Source organism: Cypionkella sp. (genome assembly GCF_028290025.1).
GTDB lineage: Bacteria > Pseudomonadota > Alphaproteobacteria > Rhodobacterales > Rhodobacteraceae > Cypionkella.
The window spans coordinates 133841-153899 of the sequence record NZ_JAQGKQ010000112.1 but is presented as its reverse complement, the minus strand read 5'-3'; the positions used below and the strand labels follow the sequence as shown (position 1 = coordinate 153899).

Sequence of the window (20059 nt, the reverse complement as noted above, 5' to 3'; positions counted from 1 at the left end):
CCCACATCGTGCCAAATGCCATGGTATCGCCATGCGCAAAGTTGGAAAACCGCAGGATACCGAACACCAGGGTCAGTCCCAGCGCGCCCAAGGCGATCTGGCTGCCATAGGCAAAGCCCGGCACCACGACAAAATTCAAAAAAGCCACAAGGGCGTTGAGCATATCCATGGCCTCAGCCCCCCAAGAACGAACGACGGACTTCGGGGTCGGCAAGCAGCGCTTGGCCCGTGTCGGTAAAGCGATTGGCACCCTGCACCAGAACATAGCCTTTGTCTGCGATATCAAGGGCTTGGCGGGCGTTTTGTTCTACCATCAGGATGGAAATTCCAGTGCGAGCGACCTCGATGATGCGGTCAAACAGCTCATCCATCACGATGGGGGACACCCCGGCAGTCGGCTCATCCAGCATCAAAACCTTCGGCTGCGTCATAAGCGCCCGCCCCACCGCAACCTGCTGGCGCTGCCCGCCCGAAAGCTCACCCGCCGCCTGAAGCCGCTTTTGCTTCAAAATCGGGAACAGATCATAGATCTGCGCCATGGTGTCCTTGATGTCATCGGTGCGAATAAACGCACCCATCTCAAGGTTTTCTTCCACCGTCATCGAGGTGAAAATGTTGCTGGTCTGCGGCACAAAACCCATGCCTTTGTGCACCCGGGCCTGAGGGCTAAGCTTGGTGATATCCTCACCATCCAGCAACACGCGACCCCCACGCAGGTTCAGCATCCCAAACACCGCCTTCATCGCGGTCGATTTGCCAGCACCATTCGGCCCGACGATCACCGCGATCTGGCCCCGCTCAACAGCAATCGTGCAGTTGTGCAGAATATCAACCGGGCCATAGCCGCCCGTCATATTCTCACCGATCAGGAAGGGTTCAGCCATGCGCGGCCTCCTTCACTTTATTCTTCAATCCGGTGCCCAAATAAGCCTCAATGACCTTTTCGTTGTTCTTCACTTCTTCAACCGTCCCCTGCGCCAGCACTTTGCCCTCGGCCATGCAGATCACCGGGTCGCACAGGCGGCCAATGAAATCCATGTCATGCTCGATGACGCAGAACGTATAGCCGCGCTCTTTGTTCAAACGGATGATCGCATCGCCGATGGTGTTCAGCAGGGTGCGGTTCACGCCTGCGCCAACCTCATCCAGAAACACGATCTTGGCGTCCACCATCATGGTGCGCCCCAATTCCAGCAACTTCTTCTGCCCGCCCGAGATATTGGCGGCGCGTTGATCGGCGAGATGGGTGATGGTCAGAAACTCCAACACCTCATCGGCCTTCTCGCGAATGCGGCGTTCTTCGGCAGCCACAGCGCCACGCCGGAAACAGGCGTTCCACAACGACTCGCCCGATTGCGCGCCCGGCACCATCATCAGATTTTCGCGCACCGTCATGCTGCCAAACTCATGCGCAATCTGGAACGTGCGCAGCAGGCCCTTGGCGAACAATTCATGCGGTGGCAGGCCGGTGATATCTTCGCCCGCCATCAAAACCCGGCCACTCGTCGGCGGCAACCGCCCGGCGATCACGTTAAACAGCGTGGTCTTTCCCGCGCCATTCGGACCGATAAGCCCAGTGATCGAGCCAGATTTGATTTCCAACGAAGCGCCATCAACGGCCCTAAAGCCGCCGAAATGCCTGTGAAGGTCTTCGACAACGATCATACGTCCCCCTGTCCGCCGCCTCTTGTCATGGAACCCCATGCGAGCGTGCTTTACTTGCATGGAAATCCATGCGGGCTTGCTTCCTACAGCAACGGCCCGAGGCGTAACCCCGGGCCGTGCAAGATTATCTCAGACCGAAATCAACGGAATTTGACGGTTTCGTATTTGCCGTCCTTGATGACGAACTCTTTGTAACGACCAGCAGACTCGCCCGGTCCGATCAGCTCCACGCCCGACGCGCCATCATAGTCGATGTCTTTGCCAGCAGCGAGAAGCTCCAAAGCTTTGCCGATTTCGCCGGGAAGGATTTTCTCACCCGGAGCGTTGGCAATTTCCATCATCTTGTCTTTGTAGACTTTGGAATCGGTGGAATTTGCTGCCTGCATCGCTAAAATGATCATGGCAGCCGCGTCGTAGGATTCCATCGAATAGGGCGATGTTGCGTCGAACGGCGCGGAGTTGGTTTTGCCCATTTCGGTCAGAATAGCCGCACCGGGACTGTCCGACTGTGCCACTTGGCCGTAGGAACCATCCAACGCAGGACCGATTTGTTTTGGCAGGTTGTCACCCACCATACCGCCCGGAAGACCGAATTTGGTGAAAGCGCCTGCATCGAGCGAACCTTGGACAATGCCCTTGCCACCTTGATCGAGGTAACCTGCAACGACCAGCAGATCGCCACCAGCAGCCGCCAACGAAGCCACCTCAGCCGAGTAATCAGCCTTGCCGTCTTCATGCGGGATGTTGATGGTGACGGTGCCGCCCTTAGCGATAAAGGCTGCCGAGATAGCCTCTGCCAGACCCTTGCCGTAGTCGGTGTTGGAATAGGTCAGTGCGATCGACTTCACGCCATGCTCAACCAAAATATCGCCCATGACTTCGCCTTCGCGTGCATCCGAAGGTGCGGTGCGAAAGAACAAGCCATCGTCTTCAGCGGTCGAAAGCGCAGGCGAGGTCGCCGAAGGCGAAACCATTACGATGCCGTTCGGACGCGCCACGTTTTGCAAGATTGCGCCGGTCACACCCGAGCAATCGCCGCCCATGATGCCCTTGACGCCATCAGCGGTAACGATCCGCTCTGCCGCCGCAGTACCCGCTGCCGAGTCGCCGCAGGTGTCATCTGCGCGCACTGAAACAAAGTTCCAGCCGTTCAGCGCTTTGCCCGAAGCGTTGGCTTCCGACATTGCGAGTTCCGCCGCATTGGCCATATGGCCGGTCAGCGATTCGATAGGCCCGGTAAAGCCGATCAGCACGCCAATTTTCACATCTTCCGCCGAAGCAGCGCCAGCCATAAGGGCGGTTGCCGCCGAGGCCAAAAGCAGTTTTTTCATTGTTAGCTCCCATGTTGGATCGTAATCCTGCCGTCGAGCCTAGAGCGACGTCTTGCAAAAGAAAAGCATCTTGAAGGACAGGTTTCTCATGCATGAAGTCATCGTGGAACGCGACAGGTTGCAAGCTGGGTAATGCTGGATCAATTTCATTTCAAGTTTGAAGTAGTGGTCAAGGCGGAAACTATGGCGAAATCTAGGGCAACTGCTCGAAAATACGGCGGCACAGCGATCTGCGCTGCATTTTCTGGACATTGATGCGGGCAGGGTGCAGCGTCGCCGCATTCATCAGCCGATTAATCAGCCAATAGGTCTCAAATGAATTTTGTCGAAGCCGTGAAGTCTGCTTATGCCAATTACGTCAATTTTTCCGGTCGCTCGCAACGCTCCGCCTATTGGTGGTTTACCCTGTTCAACGTGGCCGTGGGCCTCGTCATAGCACTGCTTGAGGGCGGCGGTTCCTACAGTGCGGGCGGCGGCTCGATGCACTTTGCGGTGGTCGGCGGTTTGTACTCGACGATTTGGATGCTGGTCAATCTGCTGCCCGGCCTGGCACTCGCGGTGCGCAGGCTGCATGACGTGGATAAATCCGGCTGGTGGCTGTTCATCGCTTTGATCCCGCTCGTTGGCGCGATCATCTTGCTGGTCTGGTTCTGCACGCGTGGCACCGTCGGCAGCAACCGTTTCAGCGCTGATCCGCAGGGCGGCGCCAACGCCAGCGTGTTCTAGCTTAAATCGACAACCGCACACCAATACCCGGGCTGGGCATCCCTTGGGTGCCCCGCTCGCGGTAAGGCGTGGTATTGTAATGGCTGCGATAGCATTTTGAGAAATGCGACGGGCTGGCAAAGCCGCAAGCCAAAGCCACGTTGATCACGCTCATATCGGTCTGCATCAACAGGTTACGCGCCTTTTGCAACCTGAGTTCCATGTAATAACGCTTGGGTGAGCGGTTCAGATAGCGCCGGAACAACCGCTCCAACTGCCGCGTAGACATCCCCACATCTTCCGCCAGATCCGCCGGGCTCAACGGGTCTTCGATGGCGTTTTCCATCATCTGAATAACCTGAGACAGCTTCGGATGCCGCACCCCGATCCGCGTCGGAATGGACAGCCGCTGGGTGTCCTGATCGGTGCGGATCGTGGAATAGATCATCAGATCGGCTACATTGTTCGCCAAATCCTCACCATGATCCGAAGCGATGATCCGCAGCATCAGGTCAATCGACGAAATCCCCCCCGCCGTTGACCAACGATTGCCATCCATCACGAACACCGATTTGGTCAGCTTGACGTCCTCAAACTCCTCGGCAAATCCGTCTTGGTTCTCCCAATGGATCGTCGCTTTCTTGCCATCCAGCAACCCGGCCTTCGCCAAAGCATAAGCCCCGGTGCAAAGCCCGCCAATCGCCACGCCGCGCCGCGCTTCACGCCGCAGCCAACCGATCACCGGCTTGGTGGTGGTCTTCTGAATCTCAATGCCGCCGCAAACCAAAATGGTGTCTTCGCGGTCCACCTCATCCAGACCGAAATCCAGCTTGAAGGTCGCACCGCTGGAGCAGGTCTTCTCCACCCCGCCTTCGCCACACAATGCCCAAGTGTAAACCGGGTAGCCCGTGACATGATTTGCCAGCCGCAAAGGCTCTATCGCGCCTGCGAAATTGATCATGGTGAACTTGTCCAAAAGCAAGAAGACGAAGCGACGCGGCGCCTCGGCTTTTTCAACTTGCGTGGCTTTGCGGGCAGGGGAGGACATGTTGCGACCCATTTATGTCGGTTTCGTGCAAGGAAACAGGAAAAACCGCCCGCCGCAAGGGCGAACCATACACAATAACGGCCTTTCGCTCTTTGCTTTCGCGCATAATTTTCCTATACCGCCCCGGTATCGCTAACGGAGGGGGAACTTCCATGACCAAAGGTTGGACAAAGTCGGATTGGCGCGCAAAGCCGCGTGTGCAAATGCCCGATTATCCAGACACCGCTGCGCTCAATTCGGTAGAGGCGCAGCTGGCAAAATATCCCCCGCTGGTGTTTGCAGGCGAGGCGCGCAAGCTGAAAAAGCAACTCGCTCTGGCGGGCGAGGGTAAGGCGTTCCTGCTGCAAGGTGGCGATTGCGCTGAAAGTTTCGCTGAATTCTCGGCGGACAACATCCGCGACACCTTCCGCGTCATGCTGCAAATGGCGGTCGTGCTGACCTATGGTGCGAAAGTTCCGGTGATCAAAGTTGGTCGCATGGCGGGCCAATTCGCCAAGCCGCGCTCGGCTGGCACCGAAATCATCGGCGGCGTCGAATACCCATCCTACCGTGGCGATATCATCAACGGCTTTGAGGCGACGGTGGACAGCCGCCGCCCCGATCCTCAACGGATGTTGCAAGCCTATACCCAAGCCGCTGCCAGCCTGAACCTGCTGCGCGCCTTCTCGACTGGCGGTTTCGCCGATATCCACCGCGTCCACTCATGGACCCTTGGCTTCGCGGAACATGACAAAGCCGAACGCTACCGCGAAATCTCCAACCGAATTTCCGACGCGCTCGACTTCATGTCAGCTGCTGGCATCAATTCCGATTCAGCCCCGTCGCTTGCCACCGTCGATTTCTACACCAGCCACGAATCGCTGTTGTTGGAATACGAAGAGGCGCTCTGCCGCGTTGACAGCATCACTGGCCAGAATGTGGCAGGCTCGGGTCATATGATCTGGATCGGCGACCGCACCCGTCAGCCCGATGGCGCGCATGTTGAGTTTGCGCGCGGCGTGCTGAACCCGATCGGCCTGAAATGCGGACCGACGACCACGGCGGACGATCTGAAAGTGCTGATGGCGAAACTGAACCCGGCCAATGAAGCGGGCCGCTTGACCCTGATCGCGCGCTTTGGTGCAGGCAAAGTCGGTGAAAACCTGCCGCGCCTGATCAAAGCTGTGCAGGAAGAGGGTGCCAACGTGGTCTGGTCTTGCGATCCGATGCACGGCAACACCATCAAGGCGGCGTCGGGCTACAAAACCCGCCCCTTTGAATCGGTGCTGCGCGAGGTTCGCGAGTTCTTTCAGATCCATAAAGCCGAAGGCACCATTCCCGCTGGCGTGCATTTTGAGATGACCGGCCAGGACGTCACCGAATGCACTGGCGGTTTGCGCGCCGTGACCGATGAAAATCTGTCCGACCGCTACCACACCGCCTGCGATCCGCGCCTGAACGCTTCGCAATCACTGGAACTGGCGTTTTTGGTTTCGGAAGAACTCTCGGCTCAACGCGACTCCGACCGTCGCATCGCGCTGTAAGCTATTCAGTCTCCTGACTAAAGGGCGGGGAATAAACTCCCCGCCCTTATCCATTTCACATTGGTCCAAATATCCTCGGGGGAGAGGCGAAGCCGAGGGGGCAGACAGCCCCCTTCTTGCTTCCCCGCCTGCTGCTACAGACGCGAACTCACCAACCGCAACTCCGCCCGCCCGGAACTCCGCGGCAGCGCAGGCTCGACAAACGCTGCATCCGGCACCACTCGTAATCCCGATCCCGCGACCAATTCCCGCACCAGACCCGAGATCGCAAACCGGCGCGGCTGCCGACCCAAGACGCCTTCGGTCACCAAACACCCCAAAGCCAGCTTCGGCGCGCCCGCAACAACGGCCAGCGGCAACAGCAACATCCGCCCCGACAAGGCTGGCCGCCCCACTGAACGCTCCGCCTCCAGCCCAACCTCCATGATCGCGGCAGAGGCAAACATCCGCTCCAAATCCTGCCCAATCCGCGCCCGCGCCACTGGCTCAAACAACGATGACAGCGGCATCCCGCGCGCATCCATCCCCAATAGGTCGTTCAGCGCCATCCCCGCCAACCGAAACCGCGCCAGACCGGGTGCTATCTGTTCGATCAAAAACACCTTGTCCAAACAATCAGCCATCCCGCGCGGATCAATCTGCGCTCGCGAAGGTAAGCCACCCGCCACCCGCAAAGCCTCCCAGTAGCCGCGCACCTGCTGCAAAACCGCCAAAGTCTCGGCCGACGACCCGACATGCTGACCGCCCTTGCCATTCGGCCCCTTACCAAAGAAAGTTAACATCGCACGCCCTCCAGCAGGCTTTGAGTTTTTGCAATCTGACCGTGCAGATTCTGCAACCGAAGATTGATTACTGATAAGTTAAGATACACACTTTGACGCTTGTTTTGTTGACGATCTGGACAACTGGTAAACACCGCGCCACGCAGAATGCGGCGCAAAAGGAACGCAGAATGACAGTTTCCATGACAGGTTTCGCCGCGCGCAAGGGGCAGGGGGCGGGGCATAACTGGTCTTGGGACATCCGTTCGGTTAACGGTAAGGGCCTCGATTTGCGCCTGCGTCTGCCCGATTGGATCGACGGTTTGGAAATCGCTCTGCGCGCGGAACTCAGCCGCGCCCTGCAACGCGGCAATGTCAGCCTGTCGCTGAAAGTCGCCCGTGATGGCGCGGCTGAGGGTGCCGAGACGCTCCGCCTCAACCCCGCCACGCTGTCCGCCGTGCTGTCGGCACTGGCGCAAATCGAAGATGCCGCGATGGCCGCAGGCGTCACCCTCGGCCAGCCCACCAGCGCCGACGTGCTCGCCGCGCGCGGTGTCATCGACGCCAACAGCGCCGACACCGACCCCGCCCCAATCCGCACCGCCATCCTCGCCGATCTGCCCGCATTGCTAAGCGATTTCCAAGCGATGCGTGCCGCCGAGGGTGCCGCCCTGAACAGCGTGATCGCAGCCCAACTCGACAAAATCGCCGACCTCACCGCAGCAGCCGACACCGAAGCCACCGCGCGCCGAGATGCTGCCCCCACCACCCTGCGCGACGCGCTTGCCAAAGTGCTGGCCAATGCCGAAGGCGTCGATGAGACCCGTCTTGCCCAAGAACTCGCCCTGATCGCAGTGAAAAACGATGTCACCGAAGAACTCGACCGCCTGCGCGCCCACATCGACGCCGCCCGTGCCTTGCTAATTGATCCGGCCCAAGTCGGTCGCAAATTCGATTTTCTGACGCAGGAATTCATGCGCGAGGCCAACACGCTCTGTTCCAAATCGCAAAGCCTCGCGCTGACCCGCATCGGGCTTGACCTGAAGACCGTGATAGATCAGATGCGCGAACAGGTTCAAAACGTGGAATAATCATGGCCCAAACCCTTACCCGTCGCGGCCTTCTGCTGATCCTGTCCTCGCCTTCCGGGGCCGGAAAATCCACGCTCGCCCGCAAACTGATGCAATGGGATCCGACCTTACGCTTCTCAATCTCAGCCACCACCCGCCAACCTCGCCCCGGTGAACAAGATGGCCGCGAATACTATTTCCACCCGCGCGCAGCCTTTGAAGCCCTCGTGCAATCGGGTGAAACGCTGGAACACGCCGAAGTGTTCGGCAATTTCTACGGCTCACCGAAAGCCCCGGTCGAAGCGGCGATGCGCGAGGGCCGTGACACGCTTTTTGACATCGACTGGCAGGGCGGCCAGCAAATCCGCAACTCATCTTTAGGCCGCGATGTGGTGTCGATCTTCATCCTGCCACCCTCGATTGCCGAGTTGGAATCCCGCCTGCGCGCCCGCGCCCAAGACTCGGATGAGACGATCGCTGCCCGAATGGAGAAATCCCGCGATGAAATCAGCCATTGGGCCGAATATGATTACGTCATCATCAATCGCGATATCGACGTTTCTTTCAATGAGTTGACGGCCATTCTTCAAGCAGAACGTTTGAAGCGCGACCGCCAACCCGGCCTCTCCGATTTCGTCCGCAACCTCAACCGAGAGTTTGAATCCCGATGATCTACGCGCTTGACGGCATTGCCCCGCAGATCGACCCTACGGCTTGGGTCGCAGATACCGCCGTATTGATCGGCAAGATAACCTTAGAAGCCGATGCGAACATATGGTTCGGCGCGGTGCTGCGCGGCGACAATGAAGAAATCCGTGTCGGACGCGGCTCGAATATTCAGGAAAACTCGGTCCTGCACACCGACATGGGCCATCCCTTGACCATCGGTGCGAACTGCACAATCGGCCATAAAGCCATGCTACACGGTTGCACGATTGGCGAGGGCACACTGATCGGCATGGGCGCGACCATTCTCAACGGTGCCAAAATTGGCGAAGGCTGCCTGATCGGGGCAGGGGCGCTGATCACCGAAGGCAAAGAAATCCCGGATGGCAGTCTGGTGATGGGCGCGCCCGGGAAAGTTGTGCGTCAGTTGGATGCCGAGGCACAGGCGCGGCTGCTGAAGTCGGCGACCGGCTATCAAGCCAACGCACGCCGCTTCGCCAAAGGGCTGGAATTACTTAAATAAAAAGGGGGCCGACTGGCCCCCGAACGTCGTAGATGACTGATTTAGCAGCAAAGCCGAGGGCTTAGCCCCAGACAGCCTTGCGTGCGATGATCTCCGCATCCTCAGGGAAGATACCCAGATCAAGCGCAACCCGGCGTGGCATGCCCGCAATTTCGTCACGAGTGCGACGGTACATTGCACGTTTTGCGGCGGCGTTGCGCAGTTGAGCGATAAGCGATTTCATAGTGTTTCCTTTTCCTCTGCGATGACTTGCCCGGATGGCTTCGTCCTTTCGCATGTCCTGAATATAAGAAAACTGTTAGCGCCAACAACCGACAACGCTGCGGTGCCGCATTGCGTTCAGCGCATAGCTGGTGCAGAAATGCCGTGGCTGAGATCGAGTGCTAACAATGCAAAAGGGGCGCCCAAAGGCACCCCTCAATAAATCTTGGAAGAATTAGCTCCGGAACTCGCGCGAACTCCGCCCTACCGAAGCCTCAGATCAGCTTACCCATCGCCACAGCGGTATCCGCCATCCGGTTTGAAAAGCCCCATTCGTTATCATACCACGACAAGATCGAGCAGAACGTACCGTCCATCACCTTGGTCTGATCCATATGGAACACGCTGGAATGCGGGTCATGGTTGAAGTCCGACGAGACGTTCTTGAACTCGGTATAGCCCAAAATCCCCTTCAGCGGCCCAGAAGTCGCAGCATCTTTGATTGCCGAATTGATCTCCTCAACGCTCGTCGCCCGCTTGGCGATGAACTTCAGATCAACCACCGAGACGTTCGGCGTCGGCACCCGAATGGCAAAACCATCCAGTCGACCCTTCAACTCTGGCAGCACCAGCCCAACAGCCTTGGCAGCCCCGGTCGAGGTCGGGATCATGCTCAAAGCCGCAGCACGGCCGCGATACAGATCCTTGTGCATCGTATCCAGCGTTGGCTGATCGCCAGTATAACTGTGGATCGTCGTCATCATGCCTTTTTCGATGCCGATCAATTTGTTCAGCACATAAGCCACAGGCGACAGGCAGTTCGTGGTGCAAGACGCGTTCGATACAACCAGATCGCTGGAGGTCAGCGTGTCATGGTTCACCCCGAAAACAATCGTCTTATCAGCATCTTCGCCGGGCGCAGAGATCAGCACGCGCTTGGCACCATTCTCCAGATGCGCTTGGCACTTCTCTTTGCTGGTGAAAATCCCGGTGCATTCCATGACGATATCAACGTCGCTCCACGGCAATTCTGCCGGGTTGCGCAACGCCGTCACCCGCATCGGCCCACGGCCCACGTCAATCGTATCAGCAGTCGTCGTCACAACATGCGGAAAGCGGCCATGCACCGAATCAAACCGCAGCAAATGTGCGTTAGTCTCCACTGGGCCAAGGTCGTTGATCGCAATCACTTCGATATCGGTGCGACCCGATTCGATGATCGCGCGCAGCACGTTGCGGCCAATCCGACCGAAACCATTAATGGCGACTTTTACGGCCATGAGATAACCTCCTGAAAAAGCGCGACTCACGCGCGCAATGCTTGCGCTAACATCACGAAACTGCCGCGACAATCAACGGCAAGTTCAAAGCTTAGCGCCAGACCATCACATATTGAACCAGATCACCCAGTTTTCGTAGCAAAAACACCGAAGCGTGACCATGGTTGAACGCGACATCTGCGCCAATCGCGGCGGCAATCAGCAGGGCGAGCCCTAAAGCAATACGGTCGGTCACAGCGTCTCCGGTCTATTGCAACAGACGTCCCATAACCCCAGCCACATCGGCCATCCGGCAGGAAAACCCCCATTCGTTATCATACCAAGCCAGCACCCGCACCGAACGGCCCACCACCTTGGTCTGGTCTGGCGCGAAGATAGACGAATGCGGCGTGTGATTGAAGTCGATTGATACCTTGGGTTCAGGATCATACGCCAGCACCATGCCCATATAGCCCGCCGTTGCCTCGCGCACGATCGCGTTGACCTCATCCACCGTCACCGATTTCTGCGCGATAAACGTCAGATCTACAGCCGAGACGTTCGGCGTCGGCACCCGGATCGACGAGCCATCGAGCCGCCCCGCCAATTCCGGCAACACCTCTCCCAACGCCCGCGCCGCCCCGGTAGAGGTCGGTATCATCGCCATCGACGCCGCCCGCGCCCGATATAAATCCTTGTGGCGGCGGTCCAACGTCGGCTGATCGCCGGTATAGCTGTGGATCGTCGTCATAATCCCGCTCTCAATGCCAATCGCGTCATTCAAGACCTTCGCGAGCGGAGCCAGACAGTTCGTCGTGCAAGACGCGTTCGACACCACATGATGATCCGCCGTCAGTGCCCGATGGTTCACCCCATACACCACCGTCATGTCCGCCCGCTTCGCCGGAGCCGAGATCAAAACCCGCTTCGCCCCGCGCCCCAGATGCACCGCTGCCTTTTCCCGCGCGTTAAATTGCCCGGTGCATTCCAGCACGACATCCACCCCGTCCCAGTCCAGTTCTTCAGGATTATAGGTGCTCATCACTCGCATCGGTCCGCGCCCAAGGTCCAGCTCATTGCCGGAAACCTTCACCACACCCGGAAACCGTCCATGCACCGAATCATATTTCAACAGATGCGCATTGGTCTCAATCGGCCCGGTCGCATTGATCGCGACCACCTGCACATCGTTGCGCGCGGACTCCGCAATATGCGCCAAAGTGCAGCGGCCAATCCGGCCAAATCCGTTGATACCAATGGTGATCATCTGTGCGCGCCTTCTTTCCAAACCAATACCTATTTTCGCTATAGGCAAGGCGTGCACAGCATAAAAGCCGAAAAGAGTCGTTAATTCAAAGTGTTAGCGCAAACTTCTCATGTTCGCGCTAACAAGTCACAGGCTTTGCCTTTTGCTGAGGCAGACCCTAAATACCACTGCGAAGCAAACGGTGAGGCGGGTATGAGCAGGTTATTGGTATGAGCGGATTACTGGCACTCTTAGACGACGTCGCGGCGATTGCCAAAGTTGCAGCGGCCTCGGTCGATGACATTGTGGGTGCCGCCGCCAAAGCCGGTGCCAAGGCTGCAGGCGTGGTGATTGACGATACCGCTGTGACGCCAAAATATGTCCACGGTTTTGAAGCCAAGCGCGAGTTGCCAATCATCTGGCGCATTGCCAAAGGCTCGCTGAAAAATAAGCTGATCATCCTGTTGCCGGTGGCCTTGGCGCTCACCAGTTTTCTGCCGCAAGCGATCACACCCTTGCTGATGCTTGGCGGCGCCTATCTGTGCTTTGAGGGTGCCGAGAAGGTGTTCCACACTTTGTTTCCACATGGCGATGCCGAGGTTGATCAGGATTTCGACACCAAAGACCCGGCCCGTCTTGAGGAAGAAAAAGTCGCAGGCGCGATCAAAACAGATTTCATCCTGTCAGCCGAGATTATGACCATCGCCCTCGCTGCCATCCCCGAAGCCGCAATCTGGATAGAGGCGATCACATTGGCCCTTGTCGGCACCTTGATCACCGTTGGCGTCTACGGTTCGGTGGCGCTGATCGTGAAAATGGATGACATTGGCCTTTTCATGGCGCGGCGCGGCAATTTGTCGATTACCCGCGCCTTAGGTCGCGGTCTGGTTTTAGCGATGCCCAAGCTGATGAGCGTTCTGTCCACCGTTGGCACCCTCGCGATGCTGTGGGTGGGCGGGCAAATCCTGACGCACGGCCTCGATACGCTTGGCCAGCACGAACCCTATGCCACCATCCACCACTGGGCCGTCGCCGCCAGCGAAGCAGTTCCGCAAGCCGCTGGACTGGTGGAATGGAGCGTCACCGCCGCCTGCGATGGTATTATTGGTCTGGTTTTGGGTATGATTCTAATCCCGCTCGCCACCAAAATCATCATCCCGGCATGGTCCGCGATCACCGGAAAGAAAAAGGCCGCGCACTAAGCACCGCCCAATCAAACCTTAAAAGCTCAGTAAAAGCGACAGGGCAGGGTGAGGGCTAACCCCACCCCGCCCGCCGAACTCAAAGCATTGCCTTGACCTTCGCCACCGCATTCTCCGCCGTGATGCCGAACTCTTGGTACAACCGCTCCATCGGAGCAGATGCCCCAAACGACGACATACCGACGAAATCAGCCTTGCCATCGCGGCCACGCTCACCGAGCAGCCAGCGATCCCAGCCCTGACGCACCCCAGCTTCAATCGCCACCCGCACCGGACCCGGAGGCAGCACGCGACGACGATAAGCCTCATCCTGCGCCGCAAACAACTCCATCGACGGCATCGACACAACCCGCGTGCCAATCCCGTCAGCTTGCAACAAATCGCGCGCCTTGAGCGCAATCTCGACTTCCGAGCCTGTCGCCATCAGAATGACCTGACGCTTGCCGACAGCCTCCTCGAGCACATAAGCGCCCTTGGCAGTCATGTTGGTGTTGGTATGCACCTTGCGCACCGTTGGCAGGTTCTGACGGCTCAATGCCATCACCGAAGGGGTTTTCTTCGAGGTAAACGCGATCTCCCAAGCCTCAGCCGTCTCAACCAAATCCGCCGGACGGAACACGTAAGTGTTCGGCGTCGCCCGCGAAATCGCCAGATGCTCAACCGGCTGGTGCGTCGGGCCATCTTCGCCCAAGCCAATGCTGTCATGCGTCATCACATAGACCACTGGCACGCCCATCAGCGCCGACAACCGCATCGCAGGCCGCGCATAGTCCGTAAAGCACATGAAGGTGCCTGAATACGGACGCACCCCGCCATGCAGCACCAAGCCGTTCATCGCCGAAGCCATGCCATGCTCGCGGATGCCGTAGTAGATATAACGACCCTTGCGATCTTCCGCGCTAAACACGCCAAGATCAGCGGTCTTGGTGTTGTTCGACCCGGTCAAATCCGCCGAGCCGCCAATGGTTTCCGGCAACACAGGGTTCACCGCTTGCAGCACCTTTTCCGAAGCCGAACGCGTCGCAATCTTTGCACCCGCCTCGGTAGCCGCCTTCTTCACGCCCCGAATGATCGCAGGCAATTTCGCGGGCACTTCAAGCGAGAATATCCGCTTAAACTCCGCCTGCTTGGCTGGCGACAAAGCCGCAAACCGAGCCTCCCATGCTGCATGAGCCTCACCGCCACGCACCCCAAAGGCTTCCCACTGGGCTTTGATCGCCGCCGGGATAACGAAAGGCTCCGACGTCCAGCCGTAAAGCTCTTTCACTGCCTTCAGCTGCGCCGGATCAGTCAAAGCGCCGTGACCCTTTGAGGTGTCCTGCGCCGCATGACCCAAAGCGATATGCGTCTTGCAGGCGATCATCGCCGGGCGGGGCGAAGCCTTAGCCGCTACCAACGCCTGATCAATCGCCACTGGATCGTGGCCGTCGCATTCAAACACATCCCAACCGCTCGCCGCAAACCGCGCCTTCTGATCGGTCACATCCGACATCGACACTTTGCCATCAATGGTGATGCCGTTGTTGTCCCACATCACGATCAGGCGGCTTAGCTGCAATTTGCCCGCCAAACCAATGGCTTCCTGAGAAACCCCTTCCATCAAGCAACCGTCACCAACGATCACATACGTATGGTGATCCTGCACCTTGGAACCCCAACGCGCGCGCAGGTTTTCCTCGGCAATCGCAAAGCCCACCGAATTGGCAATGCCCTGACCCAGCGGTCCAGTGGTGGTCTCAACCCCCGAGACATGGCCGTATTCCGGATGGCCCGCCGTAATCGCGCCCCATTGGCGGAAATTCTTGATCTGCTCAATCGTCACGTCGGCGTAGCCTGTCAGATACAGCAGGCTGTAAATCAGCATCGAGCCATGCCCCGCCGACAGGATAAATCGATCGCGGTCGGCCCAGCGTGGCGCTTTGGGATCAAACTTCAGGTGCTTTTCAAACAACACGGTTGCCACATCCGCCATGCCCATCGGCATTCCGGAATGGCCAGAATTGGCGGCGGCAACAGCGTCTAACGTGAGCGTGCGAATGGCGGCAGCGCGCATCCAATGGTCGGGATGGCTGGTACGAAGCGTCTGGATATCCAAGGTTGATGTCCTGTTCCTGAAACTGGGGTGGGCTAAAAGCTGCATAACACCCATTGCAGCAAGATCAAGCAGGCCGCGCAAGGCATTGGGCGCAAAAGACAAGACGGCCCCCCGCGCAACGGCTAAGATCAGCCTACGCAGCCGCTGCCGATTCGCTCCACACCGGGCGGGCATGTTATGTGTTAAGAAAATGGAAAGGGTGCCAAGACCCATGCAGGACATAACCGAACTAGAGCGCCGCATTACAGCAGCCCTCGAACGTATTGGCCGCGGGGTTGAAAGCCTAAGCGCCGCTGTGACGATGCCAACCGATAATCCCACCGCAATGTTGCCAGAAAGCGATTTCGCGGTCCTGAACGAAAAGCTTGACGAAGAGCGGATGCTGAACGCCCAGTTGCAGGAACGCCTGCGCGTGGTGCGTCAGAAGGATGATGCGGAAAAGACCGCGCTGACCGATCAAGTCTCGGCCCTGAACGCCCAGCTTGCCGCCCAGTCGGATGAACTCGCCCGCTTGCGTGCCACCTCGAATGCGCTCAGCCAAGAACTCGCCGCCTTGCGTGACGTGGCTGAATTGGGCGTGACCGAACCCGAACATATCAACAAAGCGATGCTGGCCGAGCTTGACGCCCTGCGCGCCGCCCGTGCCTCCGAAGCAGAAGAACTCTCGGAAATTATCGCCGCCCTGAACCCGCTGATTGAAGAGGCCGCAGCCCATGCCTGATCTGGAAATCACCATCGGTGGCCGCAGTTTCACCGTCTCGTGCCAACCCGGCGAGGAACATTTCTTGCGCGGTGCAGCCACCATGCTGGACACCGAGGCCGCACCCTTGGTCGCCCAAATGGGGCGCTTGCCCGAAGCCCGTATGTTGCTGATGGCAGGTTTGATGCTGGCCGACAAAACTGCGGCCGTAGAAGATGAGAACCGCCAGTTGAAGCTGAAATTGGCCGCGATTGAATCCCGCCCGCAGCCCGAACGCGAGAAACTCGAGGTGCCAGTCGTGCCGCCGGGCCTGCGCGAGGCACTTGCCGAAATAGCCGCCCGCGCCGAAGCGATGGCCGCTTCAGTCGAGGAACGTCTGCAATGATCCGTAAACTCGCTTTGCTCGGCCTGCTCGCCGCCTGCACCTCCGAGAATGCACCGCCGCCTACCGTATCCGACCCCAACACCACGCAATACCTCTGCGCCGACGGCACCAAAATCGCCACAGTGTTGGGCACCGACGGCAACCTCAAACTCACCGTCAAGGGCGAAACCTTCAACCTGCTGGCCGAGGAAGCAGCCTCCGGCGCACGCTACGGCTGGCCATCCGACGGCTCCAACTACGTCTGGCTGATCAAAGCCGACACCGGCACTCTGCTCTGGAAGGACGGCACCAAAGGCGGCGCAGAATCCATACTCCACGACGCGTGCAAACCTCAGTAACCAAACGCCAAACTTCACGGCATTTGATTAACTTTTCTTTCAGACTGGGGAAAATATCCCACGGGGGCGCGGGGGTGTGAAACCCCCGCTCGCCAATTCAACCCGCGTTAGCTTCGCGGATTTTATCCGCCGCCGTCTTGTCAAACGCCACGCCATTGGCCTCCAACAACGCATCCAACTCGCCCGACAAAGCCATCTCAATGGCGATATCGCAGCCGCCAACAAACTCGCCCTTAACGTAAAGCTGCGGAATCGTTGGCCAATCCGAGAATTCCTTGATGCCCTGCCGGATTTCTGCGTCCGCCAGCACGTTGACGTCAGCATATTCGACGCCCAAGTAATTCAAAATCCCCGCCACCTTCGACGAGAACCCACATTGCGGCATCAACTTGTTGCCCTTCATAAACAACACCACGTCATTCTTCGTCACGGTGTCTTTGATTTGGTCAAGAGCGGTCATTCTGCGCTTCCTTTTCTGTCTTTCGTCGGAACGAAAATCTTTGCATATTCTTCGGGATCTTTCGGCACGGTGTAAGTTCGCTTCACCAAATACCGCAAAAATGCTCCGTCTCTCTGAGGATACTCACTGCCCAAAACATGCACGTCAGCAGGTAACTCTAAATCAGGCTGCCAATCAAACTTGCTGCGTTTAGGTTTAATGGGGAGGTGGCCCAGTATCGACCAAAAAACCAAGCCGACGAAAAGCAGTCCCGTGCCGACCCCGACATATACCCAATCAAGCCATGTCAGCGGTTGTTCCATCTCACTCCGGCGCTTTCGTCGTCAGGGCCAGCGCATGCAGCGCGCCGCTTGGCCCGTCCATCTTGCCCTTCAAACTCGCATAAACCGCGCGCTGTTGTTGCACCCGGTTCATACCTTTGAAGCTGGCATCAATCACCTCAGCCGAGAAATGCGCGCCGTCGTCGCCCTGCACGGTGATAACGGCATTCGGGAACGCCGCGCGGATCAACGCTTCGATATCATGGGCTTCAATCGCCATTGCGCACTCCTGGACAGTTCTCGCCAAATGTAAGCCCGGGGCAGGGACGCCGCAAGGGGTCAGCGTAAGCTAGCCGACCGCCTTCTCAAACGCCCCACGATAAAGGTTCGACAATTCCGCCAAGCTGGCCTGATCGCCGCCGAAATCCACTACGTCACCGCCAAAGCGACCAACACGGATCACCTCAACACTGCCTAGCAATGCCGCAGCCTCCAACTTAGCCGCTCCAGCCTCATCGACTGCCACCAGATACCGCGCCTGATCCTCGCCAAACAGCGTCGCAATATCGCCATGGGTCAAAGCAATCCCAAGCCCCGCGCCCTCTGCCATCTCAAACGCCGCCAACCCAAGCCCACCATCCGCCAGATCGGTGCAAGCCCGGATGGCCTTCCGGTTCGCCAGAATGAAATCGCCATGCGCCTTCTCGGCAGCCAGATCAACCGACGGAGCATCCCCGGCTTCAATCCCAAACGCCTCAGCCAGCAGCGCCGACTGCCCGAGATGCCCAAACGTCTCACCAACCACCAGTGCCACATCACCCGCCACAGGCCGCCCCGAGATCAGATCGTCGAGCGAGGCCAAAATCCCCACCGCGCCAATCGTCGGCGTCGGCAGAATCCCCGAGCCATCCGTCTCATTATAAAGACTGACGTTGCCCGACACGATCGGCATGTCCAGCGCCAGCACAGCCGCGCCAATGCCCTTGATCGCCCCCACCAACTGCCCCATAATCTCGGGCTTTTCCGGGTTGCCGAAGTTCAGATTGTCTGTCGTCGCCAACGGCTTAGCACCCACCGCGATCAGGTTGCGATAGGCTTCCGCCACCGCCTGCTTACCCCCCTCAAATGGGTTCGCCTTGACATAGCGCGGCGTCACATCAGAGGTAAACGCCAGCGCCTTGCCCGTGCCATGCACCCGAACCACCCCCGCACCAGCCCCCGGAGCCACCACCGTATCCGCCCCCACCATGCTGTCATACTGCTCGTAAACCCAAGCCTTCTGCGCATAGTTAGGTGAGCCGATCAAAGCCCGCAGCCCCGCAATGGCTCCTATCACAGGCACCTCACCCAACGGCAAAGCTGCCGGAGTCTCCACCCAAGGCCGATCATATTCCGGCGCACTTGACGACAACTTAGACAGCGGCAGATCCGCCTTCACCTCATTGCCGTGCAGGATCAGGAAGCGATCCTCAGGAATAGTCTCGCCAACAATCGCGAAATCCAGATCCCATTTCACGAAAATCGCCCGCGCCACGTCTTCCAGTTCCGGCTTCAGAACCATCAGCATCCGCTCTTGGCTCTCCGACAGCATCATCTCATACGCCGTCATATTGGTCTCACGCTGAGGCACCGCATCCAGCTGCAACTTGATCCCCAAGCCGCCCTTATCGCCCATCTCGACCGCTGAACAGGTCAGCCCCGCAGCCCCCATATCTTGTATCGAAATCACCGCGCCCGAAGCCATTAACTCCAGACAAGCCTCGAGCAGGCGCTTTTCGGTGAAGGGGTCGCCAACCTGCACGGTAGGGCGCTTATCCTCAATCGTATCGTCAAACTCGGCGCTGGCCATCGTCGCCCCGCCAACCCCGTCGCGCCCGGTTTTAGCGCCCAGATACACCACCGGCATCCCCACACCAGACGCCACCGAGTAGAAAATCTTGTCCGCATCCGCCAAGCCCGCCGCGAACGCGTTCACCAGACAGTTGCCGTTATAGCTTTTGTGAAACCGCACCTCGCCCGCAACCGTCGGAACCCCAAACGCATTGCCATAAGACCCGACGCCCTCAACCACGCCCTTCACCAGATAGCTGGTTTTCGGATGCGACGGCACGCCAAACGACAGCGAGTTCATCGCCGCAATCGGCCGCGCTCCCATGGTGAACACATCGCGCAAAATCCCGCCAACGCCCGTGGCAGCGCCCTGATGCGGCTCGATATATGATGGGTGGTTATGCGACTCCATCTTGAAGATCACCGCCTGCCCATCGCCAATGTCGACAACGCCGGCGTTCTCGCCCGGCCCGCAAATCACCTGTGGCCCGGTGGTCGGCAACGTCCGCAGCCACTTCTTCGACGACTTATAGCTGCAATGCTCATTCCACATCGCCGAGAAAATCCCCAACTCGGTGAACGAAGGCTCTCGCCCGATGATCTCCAGCAGCCGCTGATATTCGTCGGGCTTCATCCCGTGCTTGGCAATCAGGTCCGGGGTGATTTCGGGCTCGGTCACGGGCGTTCTCCTAAAGCGGGGTTGGCCGGGTATTAGGACAAGCGAGCGGTCAGTGAAAGGGGCGGCTTGTCATAGCCGCGATGCAAAGCCAAAAATTATGCCAACGTCGCGA

23 protein-coding genes and 1 pseudogene are annotated in these 20059 nt (G+C 58.5%); 9 read left to right on the top strand and 15 right to left on the bottom strand.

The window, feature by feature from the left end:
* The 4 genes and pseudogenes from JWS10_RS20330 to JWS10_RS20315 form a co-directional block, all read right to left on the bottom strand.
* Positions 1 to 169: pseudogene (locus JWS10_RS20330) on the bottom strand (branched-chain amino acid ABC transporter permease); the annotation flags it as partial.
* 4 nt (positions 170 to 173) lie between these two features.
* A complete protein-coding gene (locus tag JWS10_RS20325) occupies positions 174 to 884 on the bottom strand; it encodes an ABC transporter ATP-binding protein (RefSeq protein WP_299474260.1) in 711 nt (236 codons plus the stop codon).
* Positions 877 to 1665 carry an ABC transporter ATP-binding protein gene (locus JWS10_RS20320; RefSeq protein WP_299509607.1) on the bottom strand — a complete coding sequence of 263 codons (789 nt, stop codon included), beginning with the start codon at positions 1663 to 1665 and terminating at the stop codon, positions 877 to 879. Before JWS10_RS20320 ends, JWS10_RS20325 begins: the two co-directional genes overlap by 8 nt.
* Positions 1666 to 1805: 140 nt before the next feature.
* Positions 1806 to 2996: an ABC transporter substrate-binding protein gene (locus tag JWS10_RS20315; protein WP_299474266.1), complete on the bottom strand. Its 1191-nt coding sequence runs from the start codon at positions 2994 to 2996 to the stop codon at positions 1806 to 1808.
* A 315-nt stretch (positions 2997 to 3311) separates the two neighbouring features.
* Here JWS10_RS20315 and JWS10_RS20310 point away from each other — a divergent pair, with 315 nt between their 5' ends.
* On the top strand, positions 3312 to 3722 hold the full coding sequence (locus JWS10_RS20310; RefSeq protein ID WP_299509606.1) for a DUF805 domain-containing protein: 411 nt from the start codon (positions 3312 to 3314) through the stop codon (positions 3720 to 3722).
* 1 nt (position 3723) lies between these two features.
* Here the strand turns inward: JWS10_RS20310 and JWS10_RS20305 are convergent, their stop codons facing one another.
* Positions 3724 to 4749, bottom strand: a complete 1026-nt coding sequence (locus JWS10_RS20305; protein WP_299474272.1) for a GlxA family transcriptional regulator — start codon at positions 4747 to 4749, stop codon at positions 3724 to 3726.
* A 152-nt stretch (positions 4750 to 4901) separates the two neighbouring features.
* On the opposite strand from JWS10_RS20305, the gene JWS10_RS20300 reads away from it, so the two are divergent.
* Positions 4902 to 6272 carry a class II 3-deoxy-7-phosphoheptulonate synthase gene (locus JWS10_RS20300; protein ID WP_299474275.1) on the top strand — a complete coding sequence of 457 codons (1371 nt, stop codon included), beginning with the start codon at positions 4902 to 4904 and terminating at the stop codon, positions 6270 to 6272.
* 134 nt (positions 6273 to 6406) lie between these two features.
* Here JWS10_RS20300 and JWS10_RS20295 read toward each other — a convergent pair whose 3' ends face one another.
* The gene (locus tag JWS10_RS20295; RefSeq protein WP_299509605.1) at positions 6407 to 7054 is read right to left on the bottom strand and encodes a PAS domain-containing protein; all 648 of its coding nucleotides are present in this window, start codon (positions 7052 to 7054) and stop codon (positions 6407 to 6409) included.
* A gap of 170 nt (positions 7055 to 7224) precedes the next feature.
* Between JWS10_RS20295 and JWS10_RS20290 the strand changes: the two genes are divergently transcribed.
* From JWS10_RS20290 to JWS10_RS20280, 3 genes are read left to right on the top strand one after another with little or no spacing between them, the layout of a single operon-like run.
* On the top strand, positions 7225 to 8124 hold the full coding sequence (locus tag JWS10_RS20290) for a YicC/YloC family endoribonuclease (RefSeq protein WP_299509603.1): 900 nt from the start codon (positions 7225 to 7227) through the stop codon (positions 8122 to 8124).
* Between the two features lie 2 nt (positions 8125 to 8126).
* Positions 8127 to 8774, top strand: a complete 648-nt coding sequence (gene gmk, locus JWS10_RS20285) for a guanylate kinase (RefSeq protein ID WP_299509597.1) — start codon at positions 8127 to 8129, stop codon at positions 8772 to 8774.
* Positions 8771 to 9292 (top strand): gamma carbonic anhydrase family protein, encoded by a 522-nt coding sequence (locus JWS10_RS20280; protein ID WP_299509596.1) that lies wholly within the window; start codon positions 8771 to 8773, stop codon positions 9290 to 9292. Before gmk ends, JWS10_RS20280 begins: the two co-directional genes overlap by 4 nt.
* A gap of 61 nt (positions 9293 to 9353) precedes the next feature.
* Here JWS10_RS20280 and JWS10_RS20275 read toward each other — a convergent pair whose 3' ends face one another.
* From JWS10_RS20275 to gap (JWS10_RS20260), 4 genes are all read right to left on the bottom strand, one after another.
* A complete protein-coding gene (locus tag JWS10_RS20275) occupies positions 9354 to 9515 on the bottom strand; it encodes a hypothetical protein (protein WP_299474290.1) in 162 nt (53 codons plus the stop codon).
* Between the two features lie 253 nt (positions 9516 to 9768).
* A complete protein-coding gene (gene gap, locus JWS10_RS20270) occupies positions 9769 to 10773 on the bottom strand; it encodes a type I glyceraldehyde-3-phosphate dehydrogenase (protein WP_299474293.1) in 1005 nt (334 codons plus the stop codon).
* 91 nt (positions 10774 to 10864) lie between these two features.
* The gene (locus JWS10_RS20265) at positions 10865 to 11008 is read right to left on the bottom strand and encodes a hypothetical protein (protein WP_299509595.1); all 144 of its coding nucleotides are present in this window, start codon (positions 11006 to 11008) and stop codon (positions 10865 to 10867) included.
* 12 nt (positions 11009 to 11020) lie between these two features.
* Positions 11021 to 12019: a type I glyceraldehyde-3-phosphate dehydrogenase gene (gene gap / locus JWS10_RS20260; protein ID WP_299509594.1), complete on the bottom strand. Its 999-nt coding sequence runs from the start codon at positions 12017 to 12019 to the stop codon at positions 11021 to 11023.
* Positions 12020 to 12228: 209 nt separating this feature from the next.
* Between gap (JWS10_RS20260) and JWS10_RS20255 the strand changes: the two genes are divergently transcribed.
* Positions 12229 to 13200, top strand: coding sequence for a DUF808 domain-containing protein (locus tag JWS10_RS20255; RefSeq protein ID WP_299474303.1), 972 nt, complete (start codon positions 12229 to 12231; stop codon positions 13198 to 13200).
* Positions 13201 to 13279: 79 nt separating this feature from the next.
* On the opposite strand, the gene tkt is transcribed toward JWS10_RS20255, so the two are convergent.
* Positions 13280 to 15295 (bottom strand): transketolase, encoded by a 2016-nt coding sequence (gene tkt / locus JWS10_RS20250; protein ID WP_299509593.1) that lies wholly within the window; start codon positions 15293 to 15295, stop codon positions 13280 to 13282.
* 211 nt (positions 15296 to 15506) lie between these two features.
* Here tkt and JWS10_RS20245 point away from each other — a divergent pair, with 211 nt between their 5' ends.
* The 3 genes from JWS10_RS20245 to JWS10_RS20235 are packed head-to-tail and all read left to right on the top strand — an operon-like array spanning position 15507 to position 16718.
* Complete coding sequence (locus JWS10_RS20245) at positions 15507 to 16016, top strand: hypothetical protein (protein ID WP_299509592.1); 510 nt, start codon at positions 15507 to 15509, stop codon at positions 16014 to 16016.
* Positions 16009 to 16380 carry a cell division protein ZapA gene (locus JWS10_RS20240; RefSeq protein WP_299474312.1) on the top strand — a complete coding sequence of 124 codons (372 nt, stop codon included), beginning with the start codon at positions 16009 to 16011 and terminating at the stop codon, positions 16378 to 16380. Before JWS10_RS20245 ends, JWS10_RS20240 begins: the two co-directional genes overlap by 8 nt.
* Complete coding sequence (locus JWS10_RS20235; RefSeq protein WP_299509591.1) at positions 16377 to 16718, top strand: MliC family protein; 342 nt, start codon at positions 16377 to 16379, stop codon at positions 16716 to 16718. Before JWS10_RS20240 ends, JWS10_RS20235 begins: the two co-directional genes overlap by 4 nt.
* Before the next feature lie 97 nt (positions 16719 to 16815).
* On the opposite strand, the gene grxD is transcribed toward JWS10_RS20235, so the two are convergent.
* The 4 genes from grxD to purL form a co-directional block, all read right to left on the bottom strand.
* Positions 16816 to 17178 carry a Grx4 family monothiol glutaredoxin gene (gene grxD / locus JWS10_RS20230; protein ID WP_299509589.1) on the bottom strand — a complete coding sequence of 121 codons (363 nt, stop codon included), beginning with the start codon at positions 17176 to 17178 and terminating at the stop codon, positions 16816 to 16818.
* A complete protein-coding gene (locus JWS10_RS20225) occupies positions 17175 to 17480 on the bottom strand; it encodes a hypothetical protein (protein WP_299509588.1) in 306 nt (101 codons plus the stop codon). The genes grxD and JWS10_RS20225 overlap by 4 nt, the downstream gene beginning before the upstream one ends.
* Before the next feature lies 1 nt (position 17481).
* Positions 17482 to 17718, bottom strand: coding sequence for a BolA/IbaG family iron-sulfur metabolism protein (locus JWS10_RS20220; protein ID WP_299474323.1), 237 nt, complete (start codon positions 17716 to 17718; stop codon positions 17482 to 17484).
* Between the two features lie 69 nt (positions 17719 to 17787).
* The gene (gene purL, locus JWS10_RS20215) at positions 17788 to 19947 is read right to left on the bottom strand and encodes a phosphoribosylformylglycinamidine synthase subunit PurL (protein ID WP_299509587.1); all 2160 of its coding nucleotides are present in this window, start codon (positions 19945 to 19947) and stop codon (positions 17788 to 17790) included.
* Positions 19948 to 20059: the final 112 nt, after the last annotated feature.